Consider the following 15410-nt stretch of genomic DNA (forward strand, 5'->3'; position numbering starts at 1 on the left):
CCGACGCCTCACACCGGTCGGAGGACGACCACCGACTCGCCCGTGTTCGGATTTTCCTCGGCGTCCGCGTACACGCGCCGTCCCACCGACGGGTCCGGCGGGTCGTCCGACAGACCGCCGAATGCGCCGGTCAGTCTGACCGGCCCGAACGACGCGATGGCCGTGACGTACGGCGTCAGCCCGGCGAAGTCCGGTCCCGCGACGTGCACCTCGGTGTACGTCTCGACGGTCCCCTCCTCGGGGAGGGGTTCCTCCCGCAGGTCCGTCGCGCCGCAGTGCGGACACGTCCGGCGGGGCGGGAGCGACCCGTGGCCCTCCGGGCACGCGAGGTAGAATCCCTCGGTAGCGCCGAGGGCCGCGATCCACTCGTCGAAGCCCGAGTCCGTCATCCGCGCACCTCCAACACGTGGACGACGGCGCTGGCGACCGTCCCGCCCGCGTTGTGGGTCACGCCGACGCGCGCGTCCGGCACGGCGTCGCTGTTCGGGTGGTCGCCGCGGAGGAGGCGCGCCATCTCGACCACCTGCGCGCACCCCGTCGCGCCGACGGGGTGTCCCTTCGCCTTCAGACCGCCGGAGAGGTTCACCGGCAGGCGGCCGTCGCGGGTCGTCTCGCCGCGTCGCGCCGCGCCGACGGCCTCGCCGCGGTCGTACAGGCCGAGTCCTTCGAGGGCCAGCACTTCGGCGATGGTGAAACAGTCGTGGACCTCCGCGACGTCCACGTCCGACGGCCCGATTCCGGCGTCGTCGTAGGCCGCCTCCGCGGCCGTTCGCGCGGCGGGCGTCCGGTTCAGCCACCGACGGTCCTGGAGGGCGAACTTGTCGCCGCCCTGCCCGGTCCCCGAGACGGCGACGGGCGCGTCTATCCCGTGTTCCTCGGCGTACTCGTCGCTGACGAGGACCACCGCGCTCGCGCCGTCGGTGATGGGGCAGGAGTCCATCAGGTGGAGGGGGTCGGCGACGGGCGGACTGTCGAGTGCCTCCTCGACGCTCACCTCGCGGCGGTACTGCGCGTACTCGTTTGCGACGGCGTTCGCGTGGTTCTTCGAGGCGACGTGCGCCAGGTCCTCGCGCGTCCCGCCGAACTCCTCGAAGTACGCGCGGGCCATCAGGGCGTACGCGCCGGGGAACGTCATCCCCGCGCGCACCTCGAACAGTTCGTCCGCGGCGATGGCCAACGACTCGGTGACGGCGGCCGTATCGAGGTTCGTCATGCGCTCCATCCCCCCGGCGAGGAGGACGTCGTGTTCGCCCGAGCGGATTCCCCTCACCGCTTCGCGGACGGCCACGCCCGAGGAGGCGCAGGCGGACTCGTGGCGGGTCGCCGGCGCGTCGAGACCGGCGGCCTCGGCGACGAGGGGGCCTTGGTGTCCCTGTCGCTCCGCGAGTGCGCCCATGAAGTTCCCGTAGTGGACGGCCTCGAAGTCGTCTCGGGGCGCGCCGGCCTCCTCGCGGGCCGCGAGTGCGGCCTCCGCGAACAGGTCGCGTCCCGTCCGGTCGGCGTGCCGACCGAACCGCGTGAGGCCGACGCCCGCGATTCGAACGTCTGTCATGCCGAAACGTACGTGATAAATGAGGTAAGAACCTGCCGGTCGCGGGCACCGCGATCCGACGGCGAGGGGGGAAACCGGCGCACTGGGTGGGACACCGTAACGGGTATTCGTACGTCGGGAGGACGGAGCGTCATGGCAGAGTGGATTGCGGAGACGTTCACCAGCGACGTCGGCTGGGACCACCTCCGGTCGCTCGTCGATATCGGCGACCGGATGGCCGGCCACCCCGGAGAGCGCGAGGCGATGGAACTGACGCGGGACGCCCTCTCGGACGTCGGCGCGCGCGACGCGCGCATCGACGCGTTCGAGATTCAGGGGTGGGACCGGGGCGAGAGCGTCGTCCGCGCGGGCGACACTGAACAGGACTGCATCGCCCTCCCCCGAAGTCCGTCCGAGGAGGCGTCCGGCGAGTTGGTCGATCTGGGCTACGGCCTGCCCGAGGACTTCGATCGGGACCTCTCGGGGAAGGTGGCGATGGTGTCCTCGACGGTTCCGGACCACTACGAGCGGTTCATCCACCGCCGCGAGAAGTACTACCACGCAGTCGAGGCGGGCGCGGCGGCGTTCGTCTTCCGCAACCACGTCCAGGGCTGTCTCCCCCCGACGGGGAGCGTCGGCACCGAGGAGTCGCCCATCGGCGACATCCCCGCCGTCGGCGTCAGCAAGGAGGTGGGCGCGCGACTCGCCCGCCGGTTCGAGGGCGAGGACGTCACCGTCTCCGTCGAGTGCGAGGCGTACCCCGCAGAGAGCGGCAACGTCCACGCCGAACTCGGGCCCGACACCGAGGAGGAGGTTCTTGTCACGAGCCACCTCGACGCCCACGACATCGCGGAGGGCGCGTTGGACAACGGCGCGGGCACCGCGATGGTCGTCGAGGTGGCGCGCGCACTCGCCGCCCGCGAGGAGGAACTCGACGCGCACGTCCGGTTCGTCTGCTTCGGCGCGGAGGAGGTGGGCCTCGTCGGGTCGGCCCGCGAGTCCGACCGGATGGGCGAGGACCGAGAGCGGATCAAGGCGATAGTGAACAACGACGGCGTCGGCGGGGGGCGGACGCTCTCTTTCTACACCCACGGATTCGACGCCCTGGGCGACGCCGTCGAGGCGGTGTCCGAGCGGTTCGACCACCCGATGTCCACCGTCCCCGAACAGATGCCGCACAGCGACCACTGGCCGTTCGTCCAACACGGCGTGCCGGGCTACATGGTCGCAAGCGAGTCGGAGGGCCGCGGGCGCGGGTGGGGGCACACGTTCGCCGACACCCTCGACAAACTCGAACCGCGGACGCTCCGCGAACAGGCCATCCTCCTGACCGAACTGACCGTCGAACTCGCCGACGAGGACACCGAGGTGCCGAAGAAAGCGCCGGAGGACATCGCCGCCGCCCTCGAAGCCGAGGACCACGCCGAGGGGATGAAGATTACCGGCGACTGGCCGTACTGAACCGGCCCCCGGCGCGGACGACTCGCCGCCGGCGCGCCCCGTCGGGCGCGCCCCGCCGAACCGCCGACTCTTTTACCGCGTCGCGGCGTATCCGGTGACGATGTCTCGCACCTGCGAGCGGGGGACCGCGGCGTCGGCGGGGGGACGAACGTGAGCGGCGACGACGCACCGACGTTCGTCGTCCGCGGCGGTTCGGAGGCGTCCGCGGTGACCGCCGCCGTCGAAGAGGCGGGCGGCGTCGTCGCCGCGCGCGTCGCCGCCGACGTCCCGTTCGACGCCGTCTCGTTCGACGCCGACGCCGACGACGTGGACGCCGTCCTCGCCGTCGGGGAAGCGGCGCTTCTCTCCCGCGTCGACGGCGAAACCCCGCCGGTTCTCCCCGTCGACGCCGGCTACGGCCGACACTCGCTCGATTCGTCGGCGGTCGGACTGGCCGTCGAGGCTGTCCGCTCCGACGAGGCGCGGACGGTTCGCCACCCGACGGTGAGCGTCCGCGTCGGCGGGGAGGCGGCCGGGCGCGCGCTGACGGACGTGACGCTGATGACGAGCGAGCCCGCTCGAATCTCCGAGTACGCCGTCGCGGAGCGGCCTCCTTCGGGCGGCCCGACGGACGTCGAGGGGGGCGCGGAGGTGGACTCGTTCCGGGCCGACGGCGTCGTCGCGGCGACTCCGCTCGGAAGCGCGGGGTACGCCCGCGCCGCCGGAGGCCCCGTTCTCGACGCGGACGCCGGTCTGGCCGTCGTTCCCGTCGCGCCCTACGCGACGGCGACCGACTCGTGGGTGCTTCGACCGCCGGTCACGCTGTCGGTGCGGCGCGACGACGCCGCCGTCTCGCTCATCCTCGACGACGAGGTGGTCCGGGACGTGCCGCCGGAGGTTCCGGTCGAAATCGACGCCGACGGGGAGGTTCCGCTCCTCCGCGTCCCGGGGACGGCCGGTCGGACGCGATCCTGAGTCGGCCCGACCGCTACAGAAGACGTTCTCGGAGGAGACCGCTACGGCGGGTCGCCGGTCGAACCGACGACCGGCGTCTCCCGCTCAACGGGCGGAACGCGCGTTCAGACGACGGCGTTCCAGTAGCCCTCCACGAGGAAGAAGAGGGCTTGGAACGCGGCGTAGAACAACAGGAGCACCGAGGCGCCGACGGCGGCCTTCGGCCTCTCGATTTTCTTGTCGGTTCGGGCCTCGACGCGACGAGACTCGTACTCGAAGAAGTCAGTGAGGAACAGTCCGAGCGCCAGGATGGACATGACCATCCCTCCGTGCGGTTCGATGAGCAACAGCGTGAACGACGCGAGGATGAGCAACACCGTCGTGATGCTGTGCGGGAGGAACCGCGAGAGCTCCTCGTCGTCCTCGCCGTCTTCCGCTTGGTTCACGTGCTTCCGGTGCGCGAGAACCCGCGTCACCATGTTGACGAGGACGAGGCCCAAGATGATGTACCTGATGTACGGCTCCAGCACCTCGAGCGCGCCGAGCGGGACAGCGAACTGTAGCGGTTGCATACTCCATTCTCGGTAGACGAGTCATTAGAGTTTTTCCAATCGCGTCAGAGCGGTGGCGGACGGCGCGGGCGGCGAGATGCGACTCGCTGTCGGACTGCGACGTGACGAAGCGGAGAAGGGGCGGTCGGGTCGGTTACTGCGCGCGGCGGTTCTCTATCGCCCGTTTGGCCTGCCGGCCCGCCGGGATGAGCACCCAGAACGTGAGCACACCGAGGAGGGCGAACCAGAGGAACGCGTCCAAGAGGATGACGCCGATGGTGTCGAACATCGTCATCGACTCGGTTTGGACCGGTTCGATGAGCTGTTTGCTGCTCTCGAAACTGCTCGTCCGGTACCAGCCCGCGAGGACCATCCACGCGAGACCCGCTCCGGTAAAAATACCGAGCCCCTTGATGAACTCGTCAGCCATTGTTGTCTGAATCTTCGTTGGAGTCCTCTTGAGACTTTCCCATTCCGCGAGCGCGGAATCTCGTCCCGAGCGTGTAGACGCCCGCCCCGAACCCGATAATCCCGAGAGCGACGACGGCCAACGCCGTGCTCAGGACGCCGTCGCCGACGGAGACTCCGATCGCCGAGAGGCCCCCCCGGACGATGCCGCCGAGGAAGCTGACGTTCAGCGTCGCGGCGTCCAGAAGCATGAAGCCGAACACGACGCAGACGACGGCGATGAGCGTCGAGAACACCGTCACCGTCTTGTACAGTCGCATCGGGACGACGACGTCCCGCCGCCCGTCTCGCGTCGTCGAACCGGCCGCGGAGTCGCCGGGGCCGTCTCCGTCTGTCATCGGCGACAGTACGCACAGGGGGGAGAAGGGCCTTTCCGTGTGCCGTCGCGCCGACGCGTCCCGCGAGGGGGCCGTAGCGGACGCCCGAGAAGCGGCTGACCGGCCGAGAGTTTCGCGCGCTCACCCGGCGCACGGTTAAACAGTTCGACAGAACCCTTAACCGACTAACTGCGCTATTTCGGGCAGTTCCCCAACTGAACCGGACGCTGATCGTACGGCGACCCCTGACGCTGCGCTCGCGTTCGATTCGGCGCGGCGACTCGCGGACGGCATCCGTCGGTGCCCGGCGACGACGAACGCCGTCGGCGACGTTCCCAGGCATCCGTTGGTCGCACGACAAACGCGCTTTCGAGCGACGGCTCTGCTCGGCGTCCGCGAGGAGGGGACCACCTCATCTATGAGTATACGACACGCTGCGGTTCCGGACGTGCTGACCGGACTGATACAGAAGTACGGCTTGGCGTTCGTGATGGTCGCGAGTTACTTCGGTTCCGGCTCCGTGTACATCGCGAGCCAAGCCGGCGTGGTACACGGCTACACGCTCCTGTGGGCCGTCCTCGGCGCCGCCCTGCTCGGATTCATGGCGCAGAATATGAGCGCCCGCTTGGGAATCCACGGGGAGTCGTTGATGGTGTTCGTCCGCCGGAAGATGGGACGACCGGCGGCGACGGCGATCGCGGTGTTCCTCTCCATCGGGTGCGTCGCGTGGACCCTCGGGTTAGTCGCCGCCGTCGGTGCGGGCGTCTCCTTCCTGCTCGGCGGGGCGGTTGGCTGGCAGCCCATCGCCGTCGTGACGACCGTCGCCGCGATTCTCGTCGGACTGCTGAACTACGAGGCCGTGGAGAACCTGATGATCGGGATGATGCTGGCGCTGATGGTCGTCTACGTCGTCGTCGCGCTTCCGAGCGGTGCGGACCCCGCGGCGATCACGCTCGGGTTCGTCCCGACTGCGGACTCCCTCGGCGCACTGACGATGGCCGCCGGCATCCTCGGTACGACCGCGCTGTGGCCGAACTTCTTCCTCGAATCGATTCTCGTCCACACGAAGGGCTGGACGGACGAGAGCGACCTCCCGGACGCGCGCAGGGACCTCGCCGTCGGCTACGCCGTCGGCGGCGTCACGACCGTCGCTATCCTCATCGCCGCGGCAGCGCTTCTGCGCCCGATGGGCTACACGTCGCTGGAGACGTTCATGACCCCGGGGAGGGCGCTGGTGGAGGTGCTGGGCACGTGGGCGATGGTGCTGTTCATTGGGGGCGTCATCGCCGCCGCCTTCAACAGCATCATCCCCATCATGTGGACGCCGGCGTACATCGTCCCGCAGGCCGCCGGGTACGACTCGCCGAGGGACACCCGGCTGTTCACGCTCCTGTTCTCCCTCGGCACCGGAATCGGCGTCCTCTCGCCGGTCGTGAGTTCGGTCCTGAACCTCTCGGTGGTCGATATGGTCATCCTGTTTCCGATGTACAACGGCATCTTCTCGCTGCCCGTCGCCGCCGTCCTCCTCTTTTGGGCCGTCAACGACGGCGAGACGATGGGCGAGTACCGAAACGGGTGGAAGCTGAACGTCGTCAACGCGCTCCTCGTACTGCTCGCGGTCGTGTTGGCCGCGCTGTCGATTCGGGACTTCCTCGGACTCATCTCGACGGGAGGGTTCTGAGCGTCCCGTGGGTCCCGCGGTTCCGTCCGCCGTCCTCGCAGCCCTCGTCGCTATCGGCCTCGTCGTCGGGTGGGAGACGGCCCGCATCGACCCCACCCGTCTGAAACTCGCGTCGGGCGTCGTCCTGATGGACGTCGGCGCGTACCTCGTCGCGTGACGAACTCGCGGGCGACGGAGACGACGCTCGTCGGTACGCGTCGATCCCTCCGAAAAACGTCCGACCCGGTTCGGGCGTGACCCGAACGAAAACGGCAGTCCGTGGGGCGGTTACCGCGGCGGGCGGAGGCGGTAGTAGCGCTTGTTGAGGCCGTACATGTACCCTTCGCGCATCGTCTTCAGCACGGCGTAGGTGACGAAGAACATCACGATGGGGAGGATGAACGTGAGGTCGAACAGCAAGTCCACGTTCATCGGCACCAAGTTCTTGATAGCCAGTATCGAGATGGTGAACGCGAAGGTGACGCCGCCGACGCCGACGGCCGCCCAGAACGGCTGTTCGACCGGCCGTCGCGCGCTACCCTTGTTGAGGAACGGCACCATCGCGATGATGCCGACGACGACGACGTTCGCTAACACCCCGTACGTCCGGTCGGCCGTCAGCTTCTGCCCGCCGAGGACGGCCAACTCGGGGTTCAGCGGACCGAGCTTCAACAGGCCGAACGACCAGTAGAGGTACCAGTCCGGCAGGATGATAGCCGGCGTGGAACTGGGGTTCGCCGGCGCGCCGATGTGCGGCGGCATCGTCGCCGAGAGGAACAGCATGATGCCGACGAAGAAGCTCGCGATAGAGAGGTTGCGAATCATCTCGTGGGGCCACGTCGGGAAGCCTAACACGTCGCGTTCGACGTAGTCGGACTCCTGACGCAGGTCCTGGTCCTCGCGGCGGGAGCGCTCGAAGTACTCGTACGTGAGGCGCGAGAGGCCGTCGCTGCGCTGTTTGCGTTCGCTCCACGTCGGCGTCTCGTCGTCGGGCGCGACGATGCCCGTGCCGTCGGTGCGAACCTGCGTTTCGTCTGCGTCGGATTCGGTGTCGCTCATTGTTGTTGTCCTATCTTAGTGCGGCTCTGCGATTCCCTGCACCCACACGATACCGATGTGGATGGCGATGAGCGTCGTCACGACGAACGGGAGCAGGAACACGTGGATGATGTACATCCGCTGTAGCGTCGACTGGCTCAGCGAGAAGCCGCCGAACAGCAACTGCGCCGCCCACTCGCCGACGAGCGGGATGGACAGCGCCATCTCGACGCCGATCTGTCCGGCCCAGTACGCCAGCTGGTCCCAGGGGAGCAGGTACCCGGTGTACCCGAACACCATCGTCAGGCTGATGAGGATGATGCCGATGAGCCAGTTCAGCTCGCGGGGCTCCTTGTACGCGCCGGTGAAGTAGACGCGGAGCATGTGGAGGAACACCGCCGCCACCATCACCTGCGCGGACCACCGGTGGATGGACCGGAGCATGAAGCCGAACTGCAGTTCGGTCATGATGAACTCGATGGAACTGTACGCCGCCGTCGGGTCGCCGGTCGCCGCCGGGGAGTAGTAGAACCCCAAGAGCGCGCCGCTTATCGCCGCGACGACGTACGCGAGCGTCGAGAACAGTCCGAGCGTGTACAGCGGATACCAGTACCAGAACTTGTTGTCGAGGTCGTACTGCTCGGTGTGGCTCTTGGGCATCTGGAGGTTGACCCGGTAGTAGAGGGTCTCCATCAGCTCCAGGTAGTCCACGATGCGGAGGCGCTTGTCCAACCAGATGAGCGTCATCAGGAACGTAGACTCGACCGGAGTCAGGTCCTTCTTCTTCATCCAGTCCTTGTGGTCGTACTCGTCTTTTCGTTCTAAGCTCATGAATTACCTCTTGTAGTACGGGTAGATGGCCCGCTTGACTTGGTCCCACGCGCCCGTACTGAACGGCACGCCGTCTACGTCCTCCTCTCGGATGTAGAGGTCCTCCCACTTGCGACGGCGTTTCTTGACGATCATCACGTCCGGGAGGAACTCCTTGCGGTAGAGCGCGAGGATGAACGCGAGGTCCATGAAGATGACCGCGAGGATGCCGCCGAGGAACATGTTCCCGGTGTCGCTGAGACCCCAGCCGGAGACGAGGCCGTAACTGAACAGGAACACGAAAACCACTTCGATGATGGTGAGGAGAACGATGGCGATGGCCGCGGCGGTGCTCTCTCTCGCCGGTTCGTACCGGTGGATATCCCCGTAGGTGCTGCCCGAGGAGGACATTATCCGTTCCTCCCCGTTCCGGTGTTCGCGGACTCGCCATACTTCAGGATGTAGAACGTGAACACCACGGTGACGATGATTCCGAGTATCGTCGCCGCGCCGACCCAGTGGGCCTGAATGGGTACGCCGAGTTCGTGGAGTTCCTTCTCGCCGCCGCCCCCGCCGCTACTGGGGTTCTCGACGACGGATATCGTCCCGACCATCCCGGCGGACTGGTGGGGTTGACAGTAGTACTCGTAGTCGCCGAGTACGTCGAACGTGTGGCTGAACGAGAACCCGGAGTTCTCGATAGGTTCGTGACCCGACCAGTTGGCGTCGCTGGGTTGGGCGTCGGGGACGACGTTGTGGTTGTCCGACTTCCAGACCCACTCAACCGTCGTTCCGGGCGCTATCTCCAGCGCTTGGTCCGTGCCGGGCTTGAATACGAGGTCACCGCCGGGGCCGACTTCGACGGTCTTCGTCGCGCCACCGCCGCCGCCTCCACCGCCGCCGGAGGTGCCGGTTCCAGTTCCGGTACCCGTCCCTTGCGCGGTTCCGGACGAGGTGCCCGTACCGGATGCGGTTCCGGTTCCGCCAGCGGACGTCGTGGTGCCGCCCTCTTGGGCGGCGGTCACGCCGGCGGCGGCAGACGCCGTCGCGGCCGCGGCAGGGACGCTTGCCGCTCTCAGAAAGTCCCGCCTTTTCATACACGATTTTCTCAGGATGGAATGCGCTTAAACCCACCGACTGCCGCCGCACCGCCCGATGCCGCCGGTTCAGGCTCCCTCGGATTTGCCCTCTGCGGTGGCGTCGGCGTCGTCTCCCCGAGGTTCGACGCGCGGACCACCCGACTCGTCGAACGGGAGGAAGTCGGGGCGGTCCCCCTCCTCCGCGCCGACCGCCCGGAGTCGGTTCCGGTACTCCTCGGCGCGGAACCGGTCCGAGAGGCGCGCGTTGGCGACGACGAGAAACAGGAAGAACCCGATGACGAGGAACACGCCCGCGACGAGGGGCGCGAAGATGGTGCTCACCGTCGGCAGCGAGGTTCCGAAGAGGCCGTTCACGGCGGGGAAGAACAGCCACACGGTCAGGAGGCCGACTCCCACGAGCATCTGCGCGCCGGCGACGACCTGTAACATCAGGTTGCCGAACTCGCCGCTCCCCTCCGTCACGTCCACCGGCCGGGGGAGCGTCACGTCCTCCGGCGGGTCGTCCACCTCGTAGTCCTCCATCGAGCAGAGCGCGACGGTCGGTTTCACGTCGCGGAGGACCGTCCCTCGGCCCTCGATGCTCCCGTCGGGGTAGACGACGGCGTACCCCTCGTCGGAGTACACCAGCAACTGGTCCTGACCGTCGCGTTCGACGCGTTCGAGGACGGCGAACACCTCTCGATAGGCGATTCGGCTCTTCAGTTCCCGCTCGACGCGGTCTAACAGCTCCTCGCCGGTTATCCACGTGTCCGGGTCGAACGCCGCCTCCCACTCGTCGAGGGACATCTTCGCCATGTCCTCGGGGCCGAAGTTATCGAAGTCGTACTTCTCCTCGACTTCCTCTCGCAACGCCCGCAGCGACTCCGCTTCGGAGTCCTCCGAGTCCGGAGGCTGGTCGTCACCCCGTCCGTCCTCGGCGTCACTCATTGCCCCACCTTCCGTCCCGAAGCCGCATAAGCACCCCGACGTTCCTCGGACGCGTCTCCGCGACGAGTAATGAGACGTATCGGTCGGAAGTACACGACTATCTGAACGTTTGGTTCCTAGATAGGGGTGTTCGGTTGTCACTACAGTAAGAACGGTGAACATACTCCGGGAGGACTCACAATTTGTTTATACTTCGTCACCCCTCTTGCACACGTTGTGAGCGATTCCACCCCGAGGAGGAATGAGGAGTCGATAGCCGACTCGCGTTCCGCTCCCGCCTCCCGCCTCGATTCGCTGTTCGACGTCCTCACCGACCAGCGTCGCCGGTTCGCCCTTCGCTGTCTCAGCGAGTACGACACCCCGATGACGCTGGCGGACCTCGCGGACGAAGTCGCCGTGCGGGAACAGGAACAGCCACTCACCGAGATTCCGGCGGAGGACGTGATGCAGGTGTATCTCTCGCTGTATCACGCGCACATCCCCAAGCTCGTCGACGTCGGGGTGGCGGAGTACTCCCAAGAGCAGGATCTGGTCTACTACGAGGAGTCTCACCGAATCGAGCGAATCCTCGACTCCCTCGCCGCGGACGAGTAGGAGTCGCTAGATTGAGGTGAGTCGAGCGCTCACGTTTTTCCTATGGACACCGGGCCGGACGCCGTCGAAGCGTTGGGGAACCTCGGTCTGACCGAGTACGAGGCGAGATGCTTCATCGCCCTCAACCGCGTTGAGCAAGCGACCGCGAAGGAGATAAGCCAGCTGTCGGACGTCCCTCGGTCTCGGGTGTACGACACCGTCGACAAACTCCACAAGCGCGGGTTGGTCGACGTCCAACAGTCGGACCCGCGGCAGTACCGGGCCGTCTCGAAGGAGCAAGCGTTCGAGAAACTGCGCTCGTCGTTCGACGAGAACGTCGAGGAGGCCGACGCGGCGTTGGAGGGGGTCGGGTCGGCTGAGACCCAAGAGCAGAAGGGCACGTGGTCGATTGCGGACGCGGAACACATCGAAGACCGAATCTTGACCCTCTTCGAGAACGCGGACGACCGGATTCACTATCTGGTCGCGGACGGATCGGTCGTCACCGAGACGATTCTGGAGGGACTGTCGGAGGCGGCCGACCGCGGAGTGACCGTCATCGCGGAAGTCCCCTCAGAGTCGCTCCGCGACCGAATCGAGGAACACGCCCCCGGTGCCGACGTTCGGGTGATCCCCGACCTCGTGGAGTCCAACACCGTCGTCGACAAGTGGCCGGGTCAGTTGGTGATGGGCGACCAGCAGTCGGTCCTCGCGAGCGGTCTCGAAACGGGGGACGGTCCGTGGAGCAAGCGGGAGACGGCGGTGTGGTCTCACGGCTACGACCACGGGTTCGCCGCGTGGATCCGGGAACTGCTCGACGACAGATTAACGGAGTCTTAATCGCTTCGGCGGGCGGGTAGGCGTTCCACGTCCGGTCGCGCGTCGCGGCGGAGTCGGGCCCTTTAGGACGGCCGGGGTTCAATCCCGTCTGATGGTATCCGAGACGGCCATCGCCACGGGCGCGGCCCTGATGGTCACCGCGAGTTTTCCCTTCTACATCTACGGCGCGTGGATAATGATAGACGCCGAGACGGTGACGTGGGGCGTCCTCACCTACCACCTGAAGTTCATCGTTCCGGGTCTCGTCCTCAACACGATTCCGGTCGTCGGGTGGATGATTCCGCGGTTGTTCAACCAGTTCGGGGGACTCGCCGCCCTGCACGCGGTTCTCGGCCTGCAGGCGTACGCGCTACTGGTGTTCGCACTCACCGGTATCGTCCGCATCCTGCAGGTCAAACGCGAGGCGGACCTGTACGACAACCCCGACCAGGACGTCGACTTAGACGACCTCCACGAGAACATGGGCGCGTGGCGTGGCCGCCTCCGAATCGGCGTGTTCGGGTACGTCCTCTTCTGGATATTCGCGTGGGTACTCGGCATCTACCGGTACGTCACGGGATACATCGTCTGACTCAGTCCCACGTCTCGCCGCTCGCGAGGTCCACGTCGTGGTCGAGTTTCGAGGAGGGACAGATCTCTTCGAGGACGCAGTCGGCGCAGTCGGGGTTGCGCGCGGTGCAGGTGGCCCGGCCGTGACTGATGAACAGGTGCGTCAGCTGTTGCCAGTCCTCCTCGGGGACGACCGGCATGAGGTCCGTCTCTATCTTCTTGGGCGTCTCCTCCTCGGTGATGCCGAGTCGGCGCGAGAGGCGTTGGACGTGGGTGTCGACGACGATGCCCTCGACCACGTCGTAGCCGTGTTGGAGGACGACGTTCGCCGTCTTCCGACCGACGCCCTTCAGATCGGTGAGTTCGTCCATCGTGTCGGGCACCTCGCCGCCGTGTTCGTCTCGTATCGTCCGCGCCGAACTGACGACGTAGTCGGCCTTGCTGTTGTGGTACGTGACGGAGCCGAGTATCTCGGAGAGTTCGTCCACGTCGGCCTCCGCGTAGTCGTCCACCGTCTCGTACCGGTCGAAGAGTTCCTCGGTCGCCTGATTCACCCGTTCGTCGGTGCACTGCGCCGACAGCATCACCGCGATGAGCAGTTCGAGTCGGTTCGAGAAGTTCAGCGAGATGGTGGAGTCGGGGTACTCCTCGTACAGACGGTCGAGTACCTCGCGTACCTGTTCCTCCCGAGAGTCGAGGCGCGTGCCCATATCCGCCAGTGGGACGGGGCGGTGTTGAGTGGTTCGGGTTCGGACGCGAAGAACTAACGTCACCGCGCGCGGAGGCGAACGTATGGCAGAGAGCGACGCAGAGACGGGGCGGTTCGGGTCGCAAGCGTGGCGCGCGGGCGCGGGGACGGGCGTCGGCTATCTCCTCGTCCTCGCCGCGATGTTTCTCGCCCTGTTCGTCGTGCCGTACCTGTTGTTCAGCGCGCTGTAGCGGCCGCTCGGCGGTCGAAAAACGGAGAAGGTCGGTCGGCTGTGCGGTTACGCGAACGCTCGGGAGACGGCGTCTTCCTCGTTGGCCTCGGCCTGAATCTTCTCCCACGCCTCCACGAAGTCGGTCATGTATATCTCCGTGCGGTCGTCGCGGATGGCGAACATCCCGGCCTCGGTGCAGACGGCTTTGATGTCGGCGCCGGAGGCGTCGGAGGCCATCTCGGCGAGGGCCTCGAAGTCCACGTCGTCGGCGACGTTCATGTTGCGCGTGTGGATTCTGAAGATGATGGAGCGACCCTCCTCGTTCGGCTTGGGCACCTCGATGAGGCGGTCGAACCGACCGGGGCGGAGAATCGCGGGGTCGAGCATGTCGAAGCGGTTCGTCGCCGCGATGATGCGAATCTCGCCGCGTTCGTCGAAGCCGTCCATCTCAGAGAGCAACTGCATCATCGTGCGCTGAACCTCGGCGTCGCCGGACGTCTTCGAGTCCGTCCGCTTCGAGGCGATGGCGTCTATCTCGTCGATGAAGATGACGGCGGGTTCGTTCTCGCGGGCCACCTCGAAGAGGTCCCGGACGAGCTTCGCACCCTCGCCGATGAACTTGTGCACGAGCTCCGACCCGGCCATCTTGATGAACGACGCGTCGGTCTGGTTCGCGACGGCCTTCGCCAGCATCGTCTTCCCGGTGCCCGGCGGGCCGTAGAGGAGAACGCCGGACGGCGGGTCGATGCCGACCTGCTCGAACATCTCGGGGCGTTCGAGGGGCATCTCGACCGTCTCGCGGACTTCCTGCATCTGCTCTTCGAGGCCGCCGATGTCCTCGTAACTGACATCGGGGCTGTGTTCGACTTGCATAACTCGCGCCCGAACGTCGGTTTCGTTGTCCAGACGCTTGACGATAGAGAGGGAGTTGTTGACCGCGACGCGCGAGTCCGGTTCGAGTTCGTCGCGCATCTCGTCGGTAACTTCCGTGACCGCCTCCTGGTTGTTGCCGTGTTGCTTGATGATGACGCCCTCGTCCGTTATCTCTTGGACGGTGGCGACGAACAGCGGCGACTGCTTGAGTTTCTTGTTCTCGTGCGTGAGGCGTTCGAGTTTCTGCTGGAACTTGTTGTTTTCCGCGTTGGCGTCCAGCAACTTGTCCCGCATCTCTTCGTTCTGAGATTCGAGAATTTCGAGGCGCTCTTGGAGAGCCTTAATTTTCTCCTGCTGCGACGTCGTCTCCTCATCGTACGGAAGTTCGACGTCGTCCACAGTATCGGTCATCACCAGCCGTAGGGGACGGGTTCATAAGAGGCTTCGGGTAGCCCTAACCCTCTCGCCGGGACGAACGTCGTTTCAGCCATTTCGTTCGCGCTAGCGTTCAATCGTTTAATATTCGCTTAGGTAATATTTCTATACAGCAAATATTATTAGGCTACATCTCCGAGTGAGATGCAGAATGAGCACCACCGAGGCAGTCGCCGCAGAGGAAGGGACCTCCGACCGATGGGAGCCGATACGGGAGATGCCCCCAAGCGCGAAACTCGTGGCGAAGGTCCTCGACTACAACGACACCATGACGCAGAGCCAACTCGCCGAGGAGACGCTTCTGCCGCCGCGGACTGTCCGGTACGCCCTCTCCCGACTGGAGGACGCCGACGCCGTCGACTCCCGGTTCTCCTTCTCCGACGCGCGAAAGCGTCTCTACACGCTGAACATTTAAGTCAGATAA

At 66.1% G+C, this 15410-nt stretch carries 21 protein-coding genes; 9 read left to right on the top strand and 12 right to left on the bottom strand.

Features of this window, described 5'->3' with window-relative positions:
* Positions 1-8: 8 nt before the first annotated feature.
* Both ACZ522_RS15370 and ACZ522_RS15375 read right to left on the bottom strand, forming a co-directional pair.
* Positions 9-389, bottom strand: coding sequence for a Zn-ribbon domain-containing OB-fold protein (locus ACZ522_RS15370; RefSeq protein ID WP_379697712.1), 381 nt, complete (start codon positions 387-389; stop codon positions 9-11).
* Positions 386-1552: a thiolase domain-containing protein gene (locus ACZ522_RS15375; RefSeq protein ID WP_379697709.1), complete on the bottom strand. Its 1167-nt coding sequence runs from the start codon at positions 1550-1552 to the stop codon at positions 386-388. The genes ACZ522_RS15370 and ACZ522_RS15375 overlap by 4 nt, the downstream gene beginning before the upstream one ends.
* A 132-nt stretch (positions 1553-1684) precedes the next feature.
* Here ACZ522_RS15375 and ACZ522_RS15380 point away from each other — a divergent pair, with 132 nt between their 5' ends.
* A complete protein-coding gene (locus tag ACZ522_RS15380; RefSeq protein WP_379697707.1) occupies positions 1685-2992 on the top strand; it encodes a M28 family peptidase in 1308 nt (435 codons plus the stop codon).
* A gap of 150 nt (positions 2993-3142) precedes the next feature.
* Positions 3143-3946 (top strand): NAD(+)/NADH kinase, encoded by an 804-nt coding sequence (locus ACZ522_RS15385; RefSeq protein ID WP_379697704.1) that lies wholly within the window; start codon positions 3143-3145, stop codon positions 3944-3946.
* 104 nt (positions 3947-4050) lie between these two features.
* On the opposite strand, the gene ACZ522_RS15390 is transcribed toward ACZ522_RS15385, so the two are convergent.
* The 3 genes from ACZ522_RS15390 to ACZ522_RS15400 all read right to left on the bottom strand — a co-directional run bounded on the left by ACZ522_RS15390 (position 4051) and on the right by ACZ522_RS15400 (position 5282).
* Positions 4051-4497 (bottom strand): DUF7313 family protein, encoded by a 447-nt coding sequence (locus tag ACZ522_RS15390; RefSeq protein WP_379697702.1) that lies wholly within the window; start codon positions 4495-4497, stop codon positions 4051-4053.
* A 133-nt stretch (positions 4498-4630) separates the two neighbouring features.
* Positions 4631-4906, bottom strand: coding sequence for a DUF7314 family protein (locus ACZ522_RS15395; protein ID WP_379697700.1), 276 nt, complete (start codon positions 4904-4906; stop codon positions 4631-4633).
* On the bottom strand, positions 4899-5282 hold the full coding sequence (locus tag ACZ522_RS15400; protein ID WP_379697698.1) for a DUF7315 family membrane protein: 384 nt from the start codon (positions 5280-5282) through the stop codon (positions 4899-4901). Before ACZ522_RS15400 ends, ACZ522_RS15395 begins: the two co-directional genes overlap by 8 nt.
* 397 nt (positions 5283-5679) lie before the next feature.
* Here ACZ522_RS15400 and ACZ522_RS15405 point away from each other — a divergent pair, with 397 nt between their 5' ends.
* The gene (locus ACZ522_RS15405) at positions 5680-6942 is read left to right on the top strand and encodes an Nramp family divalent metal transporter (RefSeq protein WP_379697695.1); all 1263 of its coding nucleotides are present in this window, start codon (positions 5680-5682) and stop codon (positions 6940-6942) included.
* A gap of 7 nt (positions 6943-6949) precedes the next feature.
* Complete coding sequence (locus ACZ522_RS15410) at positions 6950-7099, top strand: hypothetical protein (protein ID WP_379697692.1); 150 nt, start codon at positions 6950-6952, stop codon at positions 7097-7099.
* A gap of 110 nt (positions 7100-7209) precedes the next feature.
* Here the strand turns inward: ACZ522_RS15410 and ACZ522_RS15415 are convergent, their stop codons facing one another.
* The 5 genes from ACZ522_RS15415 to ACZ522_RS15435 form a co-directional block, all read right to left on the bottom strand.
* Positions 7210-7980: a cytochrome b family protein gene (locus ACZ522_RS15415; RefSeq protein ID WP_379697689.1), complete on the bottom strand. Its 771-nt coding sequence runs from the start codon at positions 7978-7980 to the stop codon at positions 7210-7212.
* Between the two features lie 15 nt (positions 7981-7995).
* A complete protein-coding gene (locus ACZ522_RS15420; RefSeq protein ID WP_379697686.1) occupies positions 7996-8790 on the bottom strand; it encodes a cytochrome b in 795 nt (264 codons plus the stop codon).
* 3 nt (positions 8791-8793) lie between these two features.
* On the bottom strand, positions 8794-9180 hold the full coding sequence (locus tag ACZ522_RS15425) for a DUF7318 family protein (RefSeq protein ID WP_379697683.1): 387 nt from the start codon (positions 9178-9180) through the stop codon (positions 8794-8796).
* On the bottom strand, positions 9180-9866 hold the full coding sequence (locus tag ACZ522_RS15430; protein WP_379697681.1) for a plastocyanin/azurin family copper-binding protein: 687 nt from the start codon (positions 9864-9866) through the stop codon (positions 9180-9182). The genes ACZ522_RS15425 and ACZ522_RS15430 overlap by 1 nt, the downstream gene beginning before the upstream one ends.
* Positions 9867-9935: 69 nt before the next feature.
* Positions 9936-10796 (bottom strand): DUF7319 domain-containing protein, encoded by an 861-nt coding sequence (locus ACZ522_RS15435; RefSeq protein ID WP_379697678.1) that lies wholly within the window; start codon positions 10794-10796, stop codon positions 9936-9938.
* A gap of 216 nt (positions 10797-11012) precedes the next feature.
* Between ACZ522_RS15435 and ACZ522_RS15440 the strand changes: the two genes are divergently transcribed.
* From ACZ522_RS15440 to ACZ522_RS15450, 3 genes are all read left to right on the top strand, one after another.
* Positions 11013-11390, top strand: coding sequence for a DUF7344 domain-containing protein (locus tag ACZ522_RS15440; protein ID WP_379697675.1), 378 nt, complete (start codon positions 11013-11015; stop codon positions 11388-11390).
* Between the two features lie 42 nt (positions 11391-11432).
* Positions 11433-12209, top strand: a complete 777-nt coding sequence (locus ACZ522_RS15445) for a TrmB family transcriptional regulator (RefSeq protein WP_379697673.1) — start codon at positions 11433-11435, stop codon at positions 12207-12209.
* 91 nt (positions 12210-12300) lie between these two features.
* Entirely contained in the window at positions 12301-12780 is a 480-nt protein-coding gene (locus ACZ522_RS15450; protein WP_379697670.1) for a DUF7321 family protein, read from the top strand.
* A 1-nt stretch (position 12781) separates the two neighbouring features.
* Here ACZ522_RS15450 and nth read toward each other — a convergent pair whose 3' ends face one another.
* A complete protein-coding gene (gene nth, locus ACZ522_RS15455) occupies positions 12782-13468 on the bottom strand; it encodes an endonuclease III (RefSeq protein WP_379697668.1) in 687 nt (228 codons plus the stop codon).
* Positions 13469-13550: 82 nt separating this feature from the next.
* Here nth and ACZ522_RS15460 point away from each other — a divergent pair, with 82 nt between their 5' ends.
* Positions 13551-13697 carry a hypothetical protein gene (locus ACZ522_RS15460; RefSeq protein WP_379697665.1) on the top strand — a complete coding sequence of 49 codons (147 nt, stop codon included), beginning with the start codon at positions 13551-13553 and terminating at the stop codon, positions 13695-13697.
* A gap of 47 nt (positions 13698-13744) precedes the next feature.
* On the opposite strand, the gene pan1 is transcribed toward ACZ522_RS15460, so the two are convergent.
* Positions 13745-14962 (bottom strand): proteasome-activating nucleotidase Pan1, encoded by a 1218-nt coding sequence (pan1, locus tag ACZ522_RS15465; RefSeq protein WP_379697663.1) that lies wholly within the window; start codon positions 14960-14962, stop codon positions 13745-13747.
* Between the two features lie 175 nt (positions 14963-15137).
* Between pan1 and ACZ522_RS15470 the strand changes: the two genes are divergently transcribed.
* A complete protein-coding gene (locus tag ACZ522_RS15470; RefSeq protein WP_379697660.1) occupies positions 15138-15401 on the top strand; it encodes a MarR family transcriptional regulator in 264 nt (87 codons plus the stop codon).
* Positions 15402-15410: the final 9 nt, after the last annotated feature.

Source organism: Halopelagius fulvigenes (assembly GCF_055398025.1).